Annotated in this window: 15 protein-coding genes; 8 read left to right on the top strand and 7 right to left on the bottom strand. The window is 51.9% G+C overall.

The features are described 5' to 3' along the window. Window positions 1–78: 78 nt before the first annotated feature. Both glyS and glyQ read right to left on the bottom strand, forming a co-directional pair. Entirely contained in the window at window positions 79–2,148 is a 2,070-nt protein-coding gene (gene glyS / locus GW590_RS15505) for a glycine--tRNA ligase subunit beta (RefSeq protein WP_169403966.1), read from the bottom strand. Between the two features lie 9 nt (window positions 2,149–2,157). After that, window positions 2,158–3,072 carry a glycine--tRNA ligase subunit alpha gene (gene glyQ, locus GW590_RS15500; protein WP_169403965.1) on the bottom strand — a complete coding sequence of 305 codons (915 nt, stop codon included), beginning with the start codon at window positions 3,070–3,072 and terminating at the stop codon, window positions 2,158–2,160. Between the two features lie 284 nt (window positions 3,073–3,356). Between glyQ and GW590_RS15495 the strand changes: the two genes are divergently transcribed. Then, window positions 3,357–4,883, top strand: coding sequence for a SidE phosphodiesterase domain-containing protein (locus GW590_RS15495; protein ID WP_169403964.1), 1,527 nt, complete (start codon window positions 3,357–3,359; stop codon window positions 4,881–4,883). An 88-nt stretch (window positions 4,884–4,971) separates the two neighbouring features. On the opposite strand, the gene GW590_RS15490 is transcribed toward GW590_RS15495, so the two are convergent. Beyond that, a complete protein-coding gene (locus GW590_RS15490; RefSeq protein ID WP_169403963.1) occupies window positions 4,972–6,987 on the bottom strand; it encodes an autotransporter outer membrane beta-barrel domain-containing protein in 2,016 nt (671 codons plus the stop codon). Window positions 6,988–7,208: 221 nt separating this feature from the next. Here GW590_RS15490 and GW590_RS15485 point away from each other — a divergent pair, with 221 nt between their 5' ends. Then, the gene (locus tag GW590_RS15485) at window positions 7,209–7,775 is read left to right on the top strand and encodes a DNA-3-methyladenine glycosylase I (protein WP_169403962.1); all 567 of its coding nucleotides are present in this window, start codon (window positions 7,209–7,211) and stop codon (window positions 7,773–7,775) included. Beyond that, window positions 7,772–8,236: an N-acetyltransferase gene (locus GW590_RS15480; RefSeq protein WP_169404188.1), complete on the top strand. Its 465-nt coding sequence runs from the start codon at window positions 7,772–7,774 to the stop codon at window positions 8,234–8,236. The genes GW590_RS15485 and GW590_RS15480 overlap by 4 nt, the downstream gene beginning before the upstream one ends. A 5-nt stretch (window positions 8,237–8,241) precedes the next feature. Here GW590_RS15480 and GW590_RS15475 read toward each other — a convergent pair whose 3' ends face one another. Genes GW590_RS15475 through GW590_RS15460 form a run of 4 tightly spaced genes read right to left on the bottom strand, consistent with a single transcriptional unit; the run spans window position 8,242 to window position 12,171 of the window. Further along, on the bottom strand, window positions 8,242–10,008 hold the full coding sequence (locus GW590_RS15475) for a bifunctional alpha/beta hydrolase/class I SAM-dependent methyltransferase (RefSeq protein WP_169404187.1): 1,767 nt from the start codon (window positions 10,006–10,008) through the stop codon (window positions 8,242–8,244). Continuing rightward, a complete protein-coding gene (locus GW590_RS15470) occupies window positions 10,008–10,637 on the bottom strand; it encodes a lysophospholipid acyltransferase family protein (protein ID WP_169403961.1) in 630 nt (209 codons plus the stop codon). Before GW590_RS15470 ends, GW590_RS15475 begins: the two co-directional genes overlap by 1 nt. A 9-nt stretch (window positions 10,638–10,646) precedes the next feature. Then, on the bottom strand, window positions 10,647–11,576 hold the full coding sequence (locus tag GW590_RS15465; protein WP_169403960.1) for a phosphatidate cytidylyltransferase: 930 nt from the start codon (window positions 11,574–11,576) through the stop codon (window positions 10,647–10,649). Beyond that, window positions 11,569–12,171, bottom strand: a complete 603-nt coding sequence (locus tag GW590_RS15460) for a CDP-alcohol phosphatidyltransferase family protein (RefSeq protein WP_169403959.1) — start codon at window positions 12,169–12,171, stop codon at window positions 11,569–11,571. The genes GW590_RS15465 and GW590_RS15460 overlap by 8 nt, the downstream gene beginning before the upstream one ends. Window positions 12,172–12,881: 710 nt before the next feature. Between GW590_RS15460 and GW590_RS15455 the strand changes: the two genes are divergently transcribed. From GW590_RS15455 to ghrB, 5 genes are all read left to right on the top strand, one after another. After that, window positions 12,882–13,544: an OmpA family lipoprotein gene (locus GW590_RS15455; RefSeq protein ID WP_169403958.1), complete on the top strand. Its 663-nt coding sequence runs from the start codon at window positions 12,882–12,884 to the stop codon at window positions 13,542–13,544. Between the two features lie 158 nt (window positions 13,545–13,702). Continuing rightward, a complete protein-coding gene (locus GW590_RS15450; RefSeq protein ID WP_169403957.1) occupies window positions 13,703–14,740 on the top strand; it encodes a LacI family DNA-binding transcriptional regulator in 1,038 nt (345 codons plus the stop codon). Window positions 14,741–15,100: 360 nt separating this feature from the next. Next, on the top strand, window positions 15,101–15,880 hold the full coding sequence (locus GW590_RS15445; protein WP_169403956.1) for a sugar phosphate isomerase/epimerase family protein: 780 nt from the start codon (window positions 15,101–15,103) through the stop codon (window positions 15,878–15,880). Window positions 15,881–15,973: 93 nt separating this feature from the next. Next, a complete protein-coding gene (locus tag GW590_RS15440) occupies window positions 15,974–17,242 on the top strand; it encodes an MFS transporter (RefSeq protein ID WP_169403955.1) in 1,269 nt (422 codons plus the stop codon). A gap of 59 nt (window positions 17,243–17,301) precedes the next feature. Then, on the top strand, window positions 17,302–18,282 hold the full coding sequence (gene ghrB, locus GW590_RS15435) for a glyoxylate/hydroxypyruvate reductase GhrB (RefSeq protein ID WP_169403954.1): 981 nt from the start codon (window positions 17,302–17,304) through the stop codon (window positions 18,280–18,282). The last annotated feature ends 23 nt before the right edge of the window (window positions 18,283–18,305 follow it).

The raw sequence follows: 18,305 nt of genomic DNA, 5'->3' as shown, positions 1-18,305 counted from the left end.
CCCTATTTTCACCCTTCGCAGGCAAAAAAATACCGGTTCGGGTAACCCCGGAACCGGTATTTTCAACAGCTTACAGGTTTATTGCAGCACAGAAATATCCGCAACCTGCAGGAACAGCTCGCGCAGTTTGCTTAACAACGTCAGGCGGTTGATACGTACCGCTTCGTCGTCGGCCATCACCATGACGCCATCAAAGAAGGCATCGACGGGTTCACGCAGGGAAGCCAGCTCCACCAGCGCCTGCTGATACTGACCCGCGACGAACAGCGGTTCCAGCTTGTCACGCAGCACCACCAGATGGGTCGCCAGTTTCAGCTCCGCAGGTTCTTTCAATACCGAAGCGTGAACCTGGTCGTACAGTACATCGCTCGATTTCGCCAGAATATTGGAGACGCGCTTGTTGGCTGCCGCCAGCGTGGCCGCTTCGTCCAGGGTGCGGAAATAGGTCACCGCCTTCACTCGGGCGTCAAAGTCTGCCGGTTTGGTCGGACGACGCGCCAGGACCGCCTGAATGGTATCCACCGCATGGCCTTCTTCCTGATACCAGGCGCGGAAACGGCCAAGCATAAAGTCCACCACGTCATCGACAACCTTGGCATTGGTCAGCTTATCGCCGTACAAACGCACCGCTTCTTCGGTCAGGGTTTGCAGATCCAGTGACAGGTTCTTCTCAACGATAATACGCAGTACGCCCAATGCTGCACGACGCAGCGCAAAGGGGTCTTTATCGCCTTTAGGATGTTGAGCAATGCCGAAAATACCGGCCAGGGTGTCCATTTTATCGGCAATGGCCAGTGCACAGGCAACCAGCGACTGCGGCAACTGATCGCCGGCAAAGCGCGGTTGATACTGTTCGTTAAGCGCCACCGCTACTTCTTCGGCTTCGCCATCATGACGCGCATAGTGCATGCCCATCACGCCCTGGGTGTCGGTAAATTCAAACACCATATTGGTCATCAGGTCGCATTTGGACAGCAGGCCCGCACGTTTGGCGTTATCGACGCTGGCACCGATTTTATCGGCAATCCAGCCAGACAACTCCTGAATACGGTCAGTTTTGTCACGCAACGTACCGAGCTGTTTCTGGAACAACACGGTCTGCAAACGCGGCAGATTGTCTTCCAGACGCTTTTTACGGTCGGTATTAAAGAAGAATTCGGCATCGGCCAGACGCGGGCGCACCACTTTCTCATTACCGGAAATAATCTGCTGCGGATCTTTTGAGTCGATATTGGCAACAAAAATAAAGTTCGGCAGCAGCTTGCCAGCGGCGTCATACACCGGGAAATATTTCTGGTCGCCTTTCATGGTGTACACCAGCGCTTCCGCCGGTACCGCCAGGAATTTCTCTTCAAATTTGGCAGTCAGCACCACCGGCCATTCCACCAGCGAGGTGACTTCTTCCAGCAGGCTTTCGCTTAAATCGGCAATACCGCCAATTTCTGCGGCGGCTTTTTCGGCCCCTTGCCTGATGATGGCTTTACGCTGTTCATAGTCGGCGATGACTTTACCGCGCTCAAGCAGCAGCTGCGGGTATTGATCGGCATTATCGAACGTCAGCTCTGGCTCACCCATAAAGCGATGGCCACGCACCGTGCGCGCAGAATCAATACCTAAAATTGTGCCGGGGATCAGTTCATCACCCAATAGCATGGTCAGGGTATGCACCGGACGGACAAACTGCACGTCGGAGTCGCCCCAGCGCATCAGTTTCGGGATCGGCAATTTTTGCAGTGAGGTGGCGATCATCGCTGGCAGCAGCGCCTGCGCGCTTTCACCTTTAACGTGCGCCCGATACACCAGCCACTCGCCTTTATCGCTGGTCAGACGCTCGGCCTGATCAACGGTAATACCGCAGCCGCGCGCCCAGCCTTCGGCCGCTTTGGTAGCCTTGCCCGCAGCGTCAAACGCCTGAGCAATCGCCGGTCCACGCTTTTCGACTTCACGATCGGACTGCGCTGCGCTCAGTGCGGTCACTTTCAGCGCCAGACGGCGCGGTGCAGCAAACCATTTAACTTCGCCGTGTGCCAGATTGGCGGCATCAAGTTCAGCGGTCAGGTTGGCAGCAAAAGCTTCGGCAAGGCTACGCAGTGCCTTTGGTGGCAGCTCTTCCGTGCCGAGTTCCACCAGAAATGTTTTTTCAGTCATCACTGTTTCTCACTTCTCGTTCTTTTTGCACATCGGGAAGCCCAGCGCTTCGCGGGAAGCATAATAGGCTTCGGCCACCGCTTTGGTCAGGGTGCGGATGCGCAGAATATAGCGCTGACGTTCGGTCACGGAGATCGCTTTACGCGCGTCAAGCAGGTTAAAGCAGTGCGCCGCTTTCAGAATGCGTTCATAAGCCGGCAATGCCAGCGGTTTTTCCAACGCCAGCAGGGTTTGCGCTTCTTTCTCGTGCTGTTCAAAGCAGGAGAACAGGAAATCTACGTCGGCGTATTCAAAGTTATAGGTGGATTGCTCCACTTCATTTTGATGGAACACATCGCCATAGGTGGTTTTACCCAGCGGACCGTTGCTCCACACCAGATCGTAAACGCTGTCTACGCCCTGGATATACATGGCCAGACGTTCCAGGCCGTAGGTGATTTCGCCGGTAACAGGTTTACACTCAAGACCGCCCACCTGCTGGAAGTAGGTAAACTGCGTCACTTCCATCCCGTTGAGCCAGACTTCCCAGCCAAGACCCCAGGCACCCAGCGTCGGGTTTTCCCAGTTGTCTTCCACAAAACGGATATCGTGAATAGTCGGGTCCAGACCCAGCTCTTTCAGCGAGCCAAGATATAGCTCCTGAATGTTCTCGGGTGAAGGTTTGATCATCACCTGGAACTGGTAGTAATGCTGCAGGCGATTAGGGTTTTCACCATAACGGCCATCGGTAGGACGACGAGAAGGCTGGACGTAAGCGGCAGCAAATGGCTCCGGGCCAAGCGCGCGCAAGCTGGTCATCGGGTGGGAGGTGCCCGCACCGACTTCCATATCCAATGGCTGCACGATAGTACAGCCCTGTTGTGCCCAGTAATCCTGAAGTGTCAGGATCAGGCCCTGAAAGGTCTTGGTATCAAACTTTTGCATGTTGGTTTTGCACGCGAGACAGTGAGTTTATAAAGAGTCGGACAGTATACCCGCTGCACGGAAGATAATCAGCTATCTGTTGGCATATATCAGGCTTCATCTAACGGAACCGCCAAACAACCTCTTTGTCACGCCTTCGATGTTGACCGCCGCGGTTGATAACGCCTTTTCTCCGTAGGGCAAAAATCATAATTAAAGTCATAAACCCGAAAGCACGACGCCGGGGGAAACGTTATTCTTGGGCTCCAACATCCCAGTTAACTTGCTTATGTAACGGTAAATTTATGCCCATCGCGGAAGGTGTAAAAGCTACACCCATTCACATTCCCTACTCTTCTCCGTCATCCAGCAGTATCAACCGCGATGACGATCAGCATATGGCGATGGAGAAACTGCTGGGAAAAAAAACCTCTCAGAATGAACTGTCAGAGCAAGGTCTGCTTAAGCCAATGCCCGCTGAACTCAAGGAGTTGCAAAACCTGAATCGAGCGGATTTGGAAAGCGTATTACAAACGTTTATGGATGAACATCAGCCACCGTTAACCGCCATTACCTTTGTCTGTTTTGATGATCAAGGGAAAATGTCTGCCGCGACCACGGTCAACGCCGGAACAGAGAACATACCGGGTTTACGCTTCCAGCACTCCTGGTTGACACCGGGAGAAGAAATTGGTCACGAAAATGGCAGCTTTGACCAGGCCAGCGACATTGATTACTTTCGTAGCGTTCTACAGTCTGCTGAGCATAAAATTGCTGAAGCGACGGCAACACAGCCATCAGCAGCGCTAAAAACCTGGCCCACATTTAATAGCATAGAGGCAATTAACCATAGGGTAGCGGCAAAACGCCGTGCCCCGCCAGCCAATGCGCAGAATTTGAGTTCGCCTGCGCAGATCGAAAAATTAAAGCTCGAGTATATTGCAGAAATTAAAAGTGTTGAGAAAAACAAAACATATCGTTTTAGTACGCAAAATTATAACTATAAATTCCCGGAAGTCATTTTTAACAAAAACAAGCGTTTTGAAATCAAAAAAGACCTGTTGCCGGTTTTCTCTTTAGCTAATGAGATATTTTATAAAAGAGATTATCCCCATATGGCGAAAGATCATAAGCAAAATAAAATAGAGGTTGATAAAAATCACATTATCCATCGTCCAAACCATAATGGCAGCCACGGCATCAGACAGTCCTTTATCTGTCAGGCCCTAATTGAAAACTTGTCTGCAGAACAACAAATGCTGTTAAGCGATGTTGATAGAAAAGCGATAGCAGTCATGGCCTTTATGATGCGTTCCGGCCGGTTACATGAAACTTATCCAGAGCAAAAACAACATAGCCAAGATGAAAAAAAACAAATAAAAAAAGAAGTTTACGGACACTATAGTCAACTATCGGCGCGGGCATTCCGTAATATAGCCACTAATATCGCCGAGTTTACTGCTGAAGATATTGACCGCTATACGCAAATACTGGCAAATACTTATACTCGAGCATCTAAGGATGCCACTGACAGCGATCGTTTAATCAAACATATTCTTGAGACGTCTCATGATTTAGAACTTACTCGCTGCTACTCCAAAACTGAATTTGACGCATTACAGCCATCAATGGGCAAAAAACTGGGTCTCGATGCCCAGTGCGTTGAGAAACTTAAAAAATATACCCTTGCCCTGCAAGCCAAATCCGGGTTTCAGCCAAGATATACAGATCCCCGGAACCGGCACGTTGATTATAACACTGAAAAATATCACTTATTTTCAAATAATATGCAGCATTGCGTTGAAGTGTATAACACCATACCCAAACCTTAATGCCACAGGTCAAACCTGCAGTATTGAACGATAAACAACCACAGCCTGGCTGGCTTCCTTGCTGGCCAGACCGCAGCAATCACGGGGCTTAAAATCTTGCGCTGATCCCGGCGTTGTAGGAGGTTTGTTCGCCGGAATCCAACCCGGTGGTCTGTGAAACGGCAGCAAAGGCGGCGATGCTGTTGGTAATTTGTATATTTGCCCCCAGCGTCATCTCCACCCAATCCTTATCCTGCTCGCCGGTAGTGCGACTGAAATGGGTGCGCGTCGATTTAATGGCCCCCGTCGCCGTATAACTGTCATCAGCAAACTGACGATCGTAGGTGACTTGCGCATAGGGATTGACGATACCCAGTTGGGCATTTACCCGCCAGCCCAGTGCACCAATCTGCGAATGTGAAGTCTGATCGCCAAAACGCATTGAGGTACTGTTATCGCCCTGCTCGGCATAACCATCAACGCGGCTGTAATCCCAGCGATATTGTGCCACCGGGCCGGTTTTCAGCTGTGGCAGGATCGGGAAATCCCAGCCTGCGGTGACTCGCCCACCGATCTGGCGACCATCGGTATCGCCGCGTTCAGTGCGGGTGGTGGGCCCGAGCGCCATGCTGCGGTAGATATCCTGATAACGCAGCGAACCATAGTGCACATCGCCGTTGATCCAGCCATTCTCGGCGATTTTAATGCCGGTAAAGGCGCTGGCCATCCAGCCGTGAGTACGGTAGCTGAAATGGTCGGTGGGATGTTGTCGGTCATCGCTGCCGGAGAGCAGTACCCCCAGCATCCAGCGCTCGGTCAGTTGATAATCCATACCGATATTTAATGTATTGTCGATGGCATCCCCGTTGCCCAGCGACGGGTTAAGCTTGCTGTCATTATGTTGCCCGGCATAGCCGCCAAACATGCCAAAGGTGCCCGACGCGTTATCCTGAGTGCGCAACTGTTGATAACGGCTGTCAAGCAGCCCCTGACTGTTGCGCGCCAACGCCAGCGAGCCCTGATTCAGTGCGGTAACCTCCAGCGGACCATTAATCACCGACTGCATATAATCGGCAATCAGCGCATGCGCCTGCGGCGATGGATGGAAATGATCGGCAAACAGAAACGACTGGCTGCGGTCAAACCCCGGCAAACTGGAGTTACATTCCGAGGCCGAGGTGCCCACCGGGCAGGCGGTACCGGCGGTATTACTAAAACCGTAGCGCAGCGGATCGGCTACGACTTCGTTAAACAGGGCATTAATATCTACGCGGGCAATATTGCCGCCGTTCTGCGCCAGCGCAATATCTTCGGTGGTGTTATAGGTATCCGTCAGGCCGGTAGCCAGGGTTTTTAAGGTGTCATAGGCGGCGATCAGCCCTTTTGACAGCAGCGACTGCAACAGCTCGGAATCGATACCGGCAGTGGTGGAGGCAGCCAGCGCATTATGGATCGCCTCGGTACGGGCATCTGTATTGGGGGTAGTCTGCGCATTAAGATATTGATACGCCGCCGCCAGTGCCTGTTGCTGCACCGGCAAGAGCCCCACCTGGATCACTCCTTCCATCAACACCGGTGTAAGTCCGATATTAGGCACCGTCGGTACCACCACCAGGCCTGCGCCCGCTTTTAGCAAGGTATTTACCTGATCGGCCGCCTGAGTGGCGCTATTGGTGGCAATATTAACCGCACTCACCGGGTTGAGACTCAAGGCTGCCGCGGCTAAATCATTGCCGCCAATCCAATGGATATACAGCCCGTTGCTATCGGCCTTACCGCCAGTGGCGGCCAGATAACGACTCACCTGATCCTGGGTGGTGTAATCGGAGTCCAGCCCTGGCACCGCTACGCCGCCCCCTTGCGCATAGTTGTTGCCGCCCAGCGAGGAGGGAGTCAAATGCGTGCCAATATTGCCTGCCAGGATCTCGTCATACAGCGGATGAATATTGCTGTCATAGGTCCAACGGCCGTTATTGCCGGTGTCACTTAAACTGTCACCGAACACATAAAGCTGGTCATACGCCTGCGCTGGCAGGTTGATACCCAGACAGAGCAGGGTCGCCAACGAGAGTTCCTGCCAACGAAAACGCACATTTTTAGCAGGTAGAGGGTTTTTGTCGGTCATTTCCATTTTCCACAGAGCCTGAAGGTAGAGGGTCAATCAGAATGTAAGCATTCTGTAAGTGTGGGTTTCAATATGGTTCAGATTGGCTCAGGGTCAAGGTAATGGAGCGTACAACTGTCGCTTACAGAGTTATCTTATTGGCTGACAGGAAGCGCTTGCACCGCCGTAGGCGAAAGGACAAGATTAGGCATATTCCCCAGTTGGTAATGCAGGATACCTTGATGATGCGATGCAGTTGGGTCTCTAATGACCCACTTTATATTGAGTACCACGACAAAGAGTGGGGCGTGCCCATCAAAGACGGACGACAACTGTTTGAAATGCTCTGTCTGGAGGGGCAACAGGCTGGCTTATCCTGGATCACAGTGCTGAAAAAACGCGAAAATTATCGCCGTTGCTTCCATCAGTTTGACCCACAGCGCATTGCCGCCATGACCGCGCAGGATGTCGATGCTCTGGTACTGGAAAGCGGGATCATTCGCCACCGCGGCAAGATAGAGGCAATCATCACCAATGCCAAAGCCTGGCTGGCAATGCAGGCCAGCGGCGAGGATTTTGCCACCTTTATCTGGCAGTTTGTGGACCAGCAGCCGCTGATCAATAATCCCGGCGGTCCGGGTGACATTCCGGCAAAAACGCCGCTGTCAGATGCGCTGTCCAAGGCATTGAAAAAACGCGGATTCAAGTTTATCGGATCCACCATTTGCTATGCGTTTATGCAGGCCAGCGGCCTGGTGAACGATCATCAAACTTATTGTCTATGCCATCCCCAGCAACAACCTGCCTGATACGTCCGTCAGGCAAAGATGACCTTGAAGCGTTGCTGCTGCTGTGGCTGCGCAGCACCTTGCTGGCCCACCCTTTTATCGATGAAAGCTATTGGTATGAAAGTGCCGCCATGGTGCGGGAAACTTTTCTTCCCCAGGCCACCACCTGGGTGGCCTGCCGCCCGCAAGACGACAAGATTGTCGGTTTTATCAGCGTATTAAATCAGCAATTTATTGGTGCATTATTTATTGAACAAGCCTGCTACGGCAGCGGCGTCGCACAACAGTTGATGGCACAGGCCAAAGACCATTACGCCAGCCTGTTGCTGGAGGTTTATCAGCAAAATCATCGCGCCCTGGCGTTTTACCGTAAAGAGGGCTTTACCATCACCGCCGACACCCGCCATCCCGGCACCAATCTGCCCACCTGGGTGATGCACTGGAAATACACCCCCAGGGACCAAGGTGTTTCCGCGCAATAGCAAACTTAAGTATTCGGTTTTCTTATCGCCAGCGAGACGGTGAAAATGCCATATTGATCAATAAGCTGAGAACATTTCTCAAATCCGGCCTGGGCCACCAGCGCATCCATTTCGTTTTGACTGCGCACCCGCATCATCCACGGAACACCGTTCTGATGGCTGGTCAGGGTATAGGCGATAGTTTTTAACTGCGGATGCCAAGGTTGCCCGGTATAAACCAATATGCCACCCGGCGGAATCGCCGCAGCCAGGCCAGCCAGCGATGTCCTGAGCAACGCATTATCAGGAAACAGTTCATATAATCCCGAGACAATTCCCAGGGTAGGCTGGGGTTCGAGAGCCGCAAGGGAGGCAAAATCAAACGCATTCCCCTGTTTGAATTGCGCAATATGGCTTAGGCCGCGCTCCTTAATCAGTTGCTGGCCCTTTTCGACATTGATATCGCTATAATCTCTTAACTGGATACTTTCAATATCAGTTTGTTTTTCAATGGCATCCAGCACATAACGACCATGCCCGGCAGCAATATCCAGCAGTCGAATGGGTATCTGCCGTTCACGCAATCTCTCCAGCGCTTGCCGGATCATTTGCTGGAGATGGACTTTACGTATGCGGATCCCTTTCCAGCCGATACTGTCGAGATAGAAACGGTCAAGCAGCACGCCCAGCGGCCCGGTTCCTGCCGGGGTATTGCGGTAGACGTAATCGAGCGTACTCCCCGAATCAAATCCCGTTTCATAACCCAGTTGTATGCCTTTTGACTGCCGTCCCAGCGTTTTCATGCCATAGCTTAATATCCGGTAGGCGATGCCTGCCAGCGAACCCGCTTTTGGCGGCACCTGCAATGCCCGGTAAGCATCTGCGCTGGGGCTCCAGCGATCCTCATCACTATAGTCAAATATTTCTGGCCGAGAGGAGTGCCAGAGGTGGTTAATAAAGGGCCTTATTTTATCAAAGGCTATGCTACGGTCCTTTTCTCCCAGCGTGTCGTGGTAAAAACCTGGCAGAATATGCAGCTCTTTTATTTTACTGCGCAGTCCCGCGTAAAATTGTTTTTGTGGTTGGTCAGCAACGACAAAATCATCACCGGAAATCAGCAACTGCGTCGGCACGGTGATAGCCGAAGCGTCTGAGACAACACGTTCCGCCGTTTTATACAGGTCTAACAAGACATTGACCGCAATCTGGCGAGTGATCTGTTTATCCCTGACATAGCTGGCAATACGCTGTGGGTCATGGGTCAAAAATTTAGCCTTAACGTAGGAGTTCAGGTAAAACAGGCCGCGTATTCGCTGCAACAACGCCAGCCCGGTGCGGGCAAATGGCACATAAAGTTTGACCTTAAACGCCGGTGACGCCAACACCATGCCACGGATTTTCGGCGCATAATCATGCACCCAGGTAGCAACCAATACCGCCCCCACGCTTTGGGCCATCACCAGAATATCTTCGCTGCCTACCTGCGCGTCTTCCGCCACAAAGCGCACAAACTCGTCAACATCCTGTACTGAACGCCCGAGACTGGGGCTGAAGCCACGGGGACCGGCAGACTGCCCGTGTCCACGTGCATCCCAGGCGTAAAAATCGGTATCTGGCATCATCAGTTCATCAACAATATGTTGTAAACGTCCTGAGTGTTCATGGCCACGATGGAACAGAATAATGACTTTGCGTTTGCCATCTGCCGCCGCTGGCCAGTGACGAAAATAGAGCGAGGTTTTATCACTGGTTAAAAACAAGCCTGTCCGAAATATACGCCTCTGCGGAATCATCATACTTTCCTTGTCGCTTGCTGCTGCAATATATAAAAACGATTTAACAAGTTGCGCATAAACGAGACTTTGTCATTATCAAAATACAGTGGGTCATCAATATAAATATCAATAAAAAAGGGGACGGGGATTTTCTGTCCCTTGCCCATGACTCTGCCCAGACCCTGCATATACACCGGAATAATCGGCACCTCGGGACACTGTTGACTCAAATACCAGATCCCCGATTTCAGCTCGGAGAACTTGCCCGGCTCACCCCGTGTTCCTTCCGGAAATAAGATAATGATTTTATGCGCTGCCAACGCCTTAACACAGGCTTGCAGCGGATCGGCTTTATTGGCTCCACGGTAAACAGGAATAATGCCAATCACCTTCAGGGCAAACCAGGCGATAACTTTGTTCTTGAGAAAATAATCTGCCGCCGCCACTGGTTGCACCTTGACCAGCGTTGACAACGGAAAGAGGGTAAATAAGGTCAGCACATCCAGATGACTGTTATGATTTGCCACGATAATGGCAGGGCCGGTAACCGGCAGTTTTTTTCTGTTGGCCACCGAAACCCCCAACCAAATCCATACCAGGGGATAAGCGATACAGAGCGTAAATAACCAACGCAGCATAGGGTTCATCAGCGCCCCCTAATAGTAGAAATAGTAGAAAAAGTGAAAGAACAGCGGTCCGCTATATATCAGCGAGTCCAGCCGATCCAAAATGCCGCCATGGCCCGGAAGCAGCCTACCGGAGTCCTTAACGCCAAAGTCTCGCTTAATAGCTGACATCACCACATCGCCGCAGAAACCACTGAAACTGATCATGGCACCGGCGGCAAAACAGAGACCCCGGTCCATCGGCGTTAACAGCGGACCAACCATCCCGGCCAACAGCGTGGTGGTCAAGATGCCACCCAGCAGTCCTGCCAGGGTTTTATTTGGACTGACCTGGGGTGTCACTCTTATTCTCCCCAGCCCCTTCCCCCACAAATACTGTGCAATATCATTAATCTGTGTTGCGGCGACCAGGAAGATAACCAGCAGTGCGCCAGATTTGCTGTCTTCGGTCGGCAGAGTCAGCAAACAGGCGACATGGCTTAGCGCAAATACCGTGGTCATCATTCCCCAGTGCATCACCGATGCGGAATGCAGAAAACCCTGGGTATCACCCACCGCCACCATTCGCGCGGGCAAGAACAGAAACACGTAGACCGGAATAAAAATAATAAACATGCCATACCACGACATCCCGACCCAGAGGTATTGCAAGGGAATAGCGGCATACATCCATAGCAGGGGAATGCTGTCAGAGCGGCGAGTCGGTGTAAGCGTCAGATATTCTTTTAATGACAGAAAACTGATAAAGGCGAAAAAAGTTACCGCCAGCCATTTGGGAGACAGCATGGCTAATGAGAAAATAGTAATGATCAGCCACCAACTGCTGATACGTTGCCGTAGTTCTCGCCAGTCACGCTGCGGACAACATTTTATCAAGACGAATAAAATAACCGTCGCCAGCAGTAACAGGCTGAATATCGTGGCCAGGCAATAGTGCAAGGTCGCGGAGCTATCAGTCATGGCGCACCGCCACAGCGCTGCGACAGCGATTAATCACGGTCCAGATCAGCAACATGGCGGCAGTAATAAATAGGCTGTTGACCACCGCTATCCCCTGAGGCCACAGCGCGATCATCAGCCCCAAGGCACCAAATAAAAAAGCACGATCGCTTTTGCCCAGCGGTCCGCGATAGTCTCTTTGACCAGTAAGCGTTTGCGCCATAACTCCACAAAATTCGCTAAGCCAGGACAGCAATACCACCAAAACAACTAACGGTAGCGGCACGCCAGCCAGGAAACCAAATGAGAGATACAGGGCGGCATCGGAGATGATATCGCCGACTTCATTAAGCAGCGCGCCCAGCGGCGTTTGCTGATTGCACTCTCTGGCCAGCATGCCATCGATGGCATTTAGGGCCATACGTAAAAACAGAAATACCGGCAAAGCGCAAAAGAGAAGAGGTTCCGGACGATAAATTAATATCCCCCCCAGTATCAGCGACCCCAGCATGGCCAACACTGTTATCTGGTTAGCCGTCACCCCCCAATGGTGGAGTTTGATAACCAAAGGTCTTAATATATTTTGAAACTTTGGTTTAATATTATATAACGTCATTGCGAGGCTCCTGCTTATCACTCAAATAGAGATAACACGCGCAATTTTTTGCTTTCTGGCCAGCTTATTGGCTTTGAGCGTCTCATCCATGAAAACAGATAGCAATTACAACCGAGAACGTCATTTATCGGTAATTATAAATAGTTCAACGTTTAGAAATAAAGGATTACAGATGATTAACCCAAACTTTATAACAATAAATTGCGACAATGGAAATCAGCAACCAGTACATTAAAAATAATTAATTATTTTCTGCTGGCAAGACAAAAGATAAGCAAATTAACCCAGGGAGATAAATAACAGCAAGAAATAATATTCACCAAAGAAATAAAATGTATTATTAAATTATTATTCTGAATAATTAATACTGCCTGGCCAGAAGCCAAACAGCAGCATACCTCAACGAATAAGCCAACACGGGCAGATAAACCTGAAGCAGCAAAAACCGAAACCTCTGGCGATAACAGAATTGTCTGAGTGCTTAACCGCGGCTTTTCTCGCATAAAGAGCGCAGCCTGCCAGCGAAGTGATGACAGGTGGTAGCACTTTTTATGTTTCGAAACGATTTTTCGCTGAACAGACTTCGCTAATTCAGGTCATATTCAGCGAGTCCTGCCACACTCAGGGTGACACAGTGCCTGGCCCATGGCTCAGGCAGCACCCTCAGGTGGCGACGGCAGGCAGACTTTATCTTTAGGGAAAGAATAAATATGAACAAACGCATTCTTATTATCGCCAGTACGCTGTGCTTAACGCTGGGTCTGTCGGCTTGTACCACCAACCCTTATACCGGTGAGTCTCAGGCCGGAAAATCGGGCATTGGCGCGGGCATCGGTGCCGCGCTGGGTGCCGGTGTCGGTATGCTCTCCTCATCAAAACACGATCGCGGCAAAGGGGCACTGATTGGTGCCGCTGCCGGTGCCGCACTCGGCGGCGGTGCGGGATATTATATGGATGTGCAGGAAGCCAAGCTGCGTGACAAAATGCAAGGTACCGGCGTTAGCGTTACCCGTCAGGGCGATAATATCGTGCTGAACATGCCGAATAACGTCACCTTTGACAGCAACAGCAGCACGCTGAAACCGGCAGGTGCCAATACTCTGACCGGCGTGGCCATGGTATTGAAAGAGTACCCCAAAACGGCGGTCAATGTGGTCGGTTATACCGACAGCAGTGGTACCCGCGCGCTTAATATGCGCTTGTCGCAACAGCGTGCCGACGGCGTAGGCAGCGCACTGATCACTCAGGGCGTGGCCGGAAATCGGGTACGTACTTCCGGAGCAGGTCCGGATAACCCTATCGCCTCCAACAGCACCGCTGAAGGCAAAGCGCAAAACCGTCGCGTAGAAATCACCCTCAGCCCGCTGCAATAACGAAGCTATTTTCTTTATCACAACTCTGGCAACTTCTCTTGCCAGAGTTGTTAAATCCCCCCTGCCTTGCCCCGGCGCTCTGTGCTAGTCTCCAGCAATAAGATTAATTAATTTTTTAGCACAACAGGTTATCTGGCGACGACCTCAGGAGACAGAACGTGAGCAGGGCCAAGACAACGCAGACACCCCCTCCCCGGGCAACCATCAGAGACGTGGCCAGTGCCGCAAAAACCGGTAAAACCAGCGTATCGCGTTATCTTAACGGCGAGCAGCATCTGCTGTCCGATGCCTTGAAAGAGCGCATTGAGCGGGCGATTGCCCTGCTTGATTATCAACCCAGCCAGATGGCACGCAGCCTGAAAAGCGGTCAAACCCGACTGATTGGCCTGATCATCGCCGATATCACCAATCCCTATTCAGTCGAAGTGATGCGCGGCGTGGAAGCAGCTTGCCGCCAGCAGGGACTGACGCTGTTGGTATGTAATACCAACAATGAGCTCAATCAGGAAAAACACTACCTGCAACTATTAAGCAGCTACCGCGTCGACGGCATTGTGATTAACGCCGTGGGGATGCGCGAAGACGCCATTTCCGCGCTGCAGCAGTCACCGGTGCCGATGGTATTGATTGATCGCAAGGTGAACAACTTCTCTTGCGATGTGATCGGTTTAAATAACGTCGATGCCACCCGTACGGTGACGCAACATTTACTGCAACAGGGCTTTGAAGCCATTCTGTTTTTAAGTGAGCCCATGACTATTAATACCCGTCTGGTTCGCCTGCATACTTTTCTGCAAGAGATGCAACACCAACCGCATAAATTCGCCGCCCAGGGCGAGGTAGAACTGAGCGACAGCCAGGGTCTGGAAACACTGCTGCGCGACTTTGCTGACCGCTATGCCGATAAACGGCGGGCGGTGATCTCGGTCAATGGCGCACTGACGCTGGTTATTGCCCGGGCGATGCGCCGTATTGGCATGGTCTGGGGAAAAGATATCGGTCTGTTGGGTTTTGACGATCTGGAGTGGGCCGAGTTGGCGGGCGTGGGCATCACCACCCTTAAGCAACCGACGTACGATATGGGCTATGCCGCCCTTGAGCAACTGGTGACCCGTATTCAGGGCAGCAACGAGCCAATTCAAGAACATGCCTTCCCCGGCGAGCTAATCGTTCGCGGTTCTACGACCCTGGCCTAAAGGATGTCCCGTTATTGCCGGGACTTATCCTGGCAATCTCTGGCAGCGACAGGCTGAAAGCGTGATTTTGATCTCGTTATTAGCAGGCGGGAATATGTTTTCCTGATACCGATCTTTTACTTGGGACCGGTTCCAGATAACGTAGGATTAACAATCCTGCGTCCCAGGTGAAAATTGGCCTACCTTTAACTTAATGAAACGTCATTTGCAGTGACGGTAAGTCTGCGTAAAAACGACGCGGACGGAGGCAGAACAAACGCCGTGACTGCAACTTTGGGTATGACGGTTATCTCGAGTTTACCGGGCTATTAGGTTCTTATATTTATTTAAAAAAATAACGTCGCTTTAAGGAAAATTGGCATGAACAAACCAGAGAATGTGGCAGAAATCGTTATCGTAACCGCCGCTTATGGCTATAAAGCAGTTAAAGAGCTGGGCGGACAGTCGGCTCTGCTGGCCACCATTGCCGCAGCAGGTGCCGATGGCGTGGAAATTCGCCGCGAGCTCTTCGCCGAAGGCGAGCTAAGCAAACTGGCATCATTGGCGGAAGAGATCCGTCAACATGGGCTCTTTGCTTTTTATTCTGTTCCCGAGTCGCTGTTTCTGGCCGGGGGCATTGTTAACCCTGACCTGTCCGATTTTCTGACCGAAGCCGACGCTCTGGGCGCTCGCAAACTGAAAATTGCCCTCGGCAACTTTGTACCCGGTGCCGATCTCACCGCCCTCAAGGTCTTGCTGAAACAACACCACGTCGAAATGGCGGTCGAAAACGACCAGACGGCGCAAGGCGGTATTCTTTCGCCAATGAACGCCTTCTTCTTTGCTGCCGAAGCACTGCATCTTCCCGTTGCCATGACCTTTGATATGGCCAACTGGCTGTGGGTGGGTCAGGACGCGCTGGTCGCCGCCAAAGCACTCAGCGAGCATGTGCACTATATTCATGTCAAAGCCGCCAACGAACGCGATGGCAAACTGCATGCCGTAGCCCTCGATGACAGCGATGGCAGTTGGCAGGCGGTGCTGGCCGCATTGCCTGCTACGGCACCGCGCGGTATCGAATTCCCTCTCGAAGGTGAAGACCTCACGGCGGTAACCCGCTATTACGTTGATTTACTGCGTAAGGAAGCCGCCCAAGCCTAGCAACCAAGCCAGGAGGCAAGATGAATTTTGCAACGAGACTGTGTCGTCAAATTACGCGAAGCAACGCGATAACGCCGCAAAAGGAGATCAATCATGACTAAGGCCAGGTTAGCCGCCAAACGCTGGTGGTTTATTATGCCAATCATTTTTATCTCCTACAGTCTGGCCTATGTCGATCGTTCCAATTTTAGTTTTGCCTCCGCCGCCGGTATCAATGACGACCTGGGGATCAGTAAAGGGATGTCCTCCCTGCTTGGGGCGCTGTTTTTTCTGGGCTATTTCTTCTTTCAGATCCCCGGCACCATTTATGCCGAAAGACGCAGCGTCAAAAAGCTGGTGTTCTGGTGTCTGGTGCTGTGGGGGGGATTTGCCTCGTTAACCGGCGTGGTGAACAGCATTCCGCTGCTCGCGGTGATCCGCTTTATGCTCGGCATTGTCGAAGCGGCGGTGATGCCCGCCCTGCTGGTCTATATCAGCAACTGGTTTACCCAGTCAGAACGCTCGCGAGCAAATACCTTTTTAATCCTTGGCAATCCGGTCACTGTACTCTGGATGTCGGTGCTGTCGGGCTATTTAATCCACGCCTTTGGCTGGCGCGAAATGTTTATTTTTGAAGGCATTCCGGCGATTATCTGGGCGATATTCTGGTGGTTTTTAGTCAAAGACAAGCCGCAACAAGTCAGTTGGCTTAGCCAGGATGAGAAACAGGCGCTGGCCGATGCTTTGGCCCAAGAGCAACGCAGCATTAAAGCGGTGGCCAACTATGGCCAGGCGTTTCGCTCGCGCAATGTCATCCTGCTCTGCCTGCAATATTTTACCTGGAGCATTGGCGTTTACGGTTTTGTGCTCTGGCTGCCGTCGATTTTGCGTGCCGGTAAATCCATGGGCATGGTTGAGGCCGGCTGGCTCTCATCGGCACCTTATCTGGCGGCCACTCTGGCGATGATCCTGGTCTCCTGGGCTTCGGACAAGAAGCAAAATCGCAAACTGTTTATCTGGCCGCTGTTGCTGATTGGTGCACTGGCCTTCTTTGGCTCCTGGGCCCTCGGTCAGCACAGTTTCTGGCTGTCCTATAGTCTGTTGGTAATTGCCGCCGCGGCAATGTATGCCCCTTATGGACCCTTTTTTGCCATTGTCCCCGAAATGTTGCCAAAAAATGTCGCAGGAGGCGCGATGGCGCTGATCAATAGTCTTGGCGCGCTGGGGTCATTTTTTGGCTCCTGGTTTGTCGGTTATCTCAATGGCAACACCGGCAGCCCCGCCGCCTCTTTTATCTTTATGGCCGTCTCCTTACTGGCTTCCGTCGGCTTGACGCTGATGGTCAAACCGGAAAAGTCCCTGGCTACGCAGACTGCGCACTAAGGCAGTATTTATGTTAATCAATACGTTATCTTTTAATCGTTAGCTTGATGGAGTAAGTCATGAAGCCGTCCATTGTCCTGTACAAACCACTCTCTGCCGATCTGCATCAGCGCCTTGAGCAACATTATTCAGTCGTTGAATTTGATGGTATTAACGCCGGCAACCGCGATCGGGTATTTGCCGCCTTGCAACAGGCAGAAGGCTTACTGGGGTCCGGTGGACCGATCAATAAAGAGCTGCTCGACCATGCGCCGCGTTTGCGCGGTGTCTCCACCGCCTCGGCGGGTTTTGACAGCTTTGATGTCGCCGAATTAACCCGTCGCGGTATCCCGCTGCTTAATGCTCCTGCCGCACTGACCGATACCGTAGCCGATCTGGTGCTGGGCCTGATGCTGGCCACCGCACGGCGCATTGAAGATCTCTCAACGCGAGTGAAAGCCGGTGAATGGCAGAGCAATGCCACTGCCGACTGGTTCGGCATTGATGTACACCATAAAACCCTGGGTATTGTCGGTATGGGCCGCATCGGTATGGCCGTCGCTCAACGTGCACATTTCGGCTTTGATATGCCCATTCTCTACAATGCCCGCAGTCAGCATAAGGATGCAGAAACGCGCTTTGCCGCACGTCACTGCGATCTGGATACACTGCTGCAAGAGTCAGATTTTGTTTGCGTGATCCTGCCGCTTAGCGATCAAACCTTCCATCTGATTGGCAAAGAACAGTTTGCCAAAATGAAGTCCACCGGCATTTTGATCAGCGCCGGTCGCGGGCCGGTAATTGACGAGCAGGCGTTGATTACTGCTCTGCAAAACGGCGAAATTTACGGCGCGGGCCTCGATGTGTATGAAAAAGAGCCGCTGGCCAAAGATTCTGCGCTGCTTTCTTTACCAAACGTGGTTACCCTGCCGCATGTCGGTTCCGCCACCGCGCAGACCCGTTATGATATGGATGCCGCGGCAGTGGAGAATCTGATTGCTGCCCTGTCAGGCAATATCAAAGATTTTTGCGTCAACCCGCAGGTGCTGAAAAAAGCCTGATCCGCTGCCCGCCACGGTGCCGG

This window comes from Rouxiella aceris, from assembly GCF_012933545.1.
GTDB lineage: Bacteria > Pseudomonadota > Gammaproteobacteria > Enterobacterales > Enterobacteriaceae > Rouxiella > Rouxiella aceris.
This window is presented reverse-complemented; position numbering and strand designations above follow the sequence as displayed.

Excerpts from the sequence above, each read along its gene's own strand:
- glyS (WP_169403966.1), bottom strand. The coding sequence starts at position 2,148 with ATGACTGAAAAAACATTTCTGGTGGAACTCGGCACGGAAGAGCTGCCA.
- glyQ (WP_169403965.1), bottom strand. The coding sequence starts at position 3,072 with ATGCAAAAGTTTGATACCAAGACCTTTCAGGGCCTGATCCTGACACTT.
- GW590_RS15495 (WP_169403964.1), top strand. The coding sequence starts at position 3,357 with ATGCCCATCGCGGAAGGTGTAAAAGCTACACCCATTCACATTCCCTAC.
- GW590_RS15490 (WP_169403963.1), bottom strand. The coding sequence starts at position 6,987 with ATGACCGACAAAAACCCTCTACCTGCTAAAAATGTGCGTTTTCGTTGG.
- GW590_RS15485 (WP_169403962.1), top strand. The coding sequence starts at position 7,209 with ATGATGCGATGCAGTTGGGTCTCTAATGACCCACTTTATATTGAGTAC.
- GW590_RS15475 (WP_169404187.1), bottom strand. The coding sequence starts at position 10,008 with ATGATTCCGCAGAGGCGTATATTTCGGACAGGCTTGTTTTTAACCAGT.
- GW590_RS15470 (WP_169403961.1), bottom strand. The coding sequence starts at position 10,637 with ATGAACCCTATGCTGCGTTGGTTATTTACGCTCTGTATCGCTTATCCC.
- GW590_RS15465 (WP_169403960.1), bottom strand. The coding sequence starts at position 11,576 with ATGACTGATAGCTCCGCGACCTTGCACTATTGCCTGGCCACGATATTC.
- GW590_RS15460 (WP_169403959.1), bottom strand. The coding sequence starts at position 12,171 with ATGACGTTATATAATATTAAACCAAAGTTTCAAAATATATTAAGACCT.
- GW590_RS15455 (WP_169403958.1), top strand. The coding sequence starts at position 12,882 with ATGAACAAACGCATTCTTATTATCGCCAGTACGCTGTGCTTAACGCTG.
- GW590_RS15445 (WP_169403956.1), top strand. The coding sequence starts at position 15,101 with ATGAACAAACCAGAGAATGTGGCAGAAATCGTTATCGTAACCGCCGCT.
- GW590_RS15440 (WP_169403955.1), top strand. The coding sequence starts at position 15,974 with ATGACTAAGGCCAGGTTAGCCGCCAAACGCTGGTGGTTTATTATGCCA.
- ghrB (WP_169403954.1), top strand. The coding sequence starts at position 17,302 with ATGAAGCCGTCCATTGTCCTGTACAAACCACTCTCTGCCGATCTGCAT.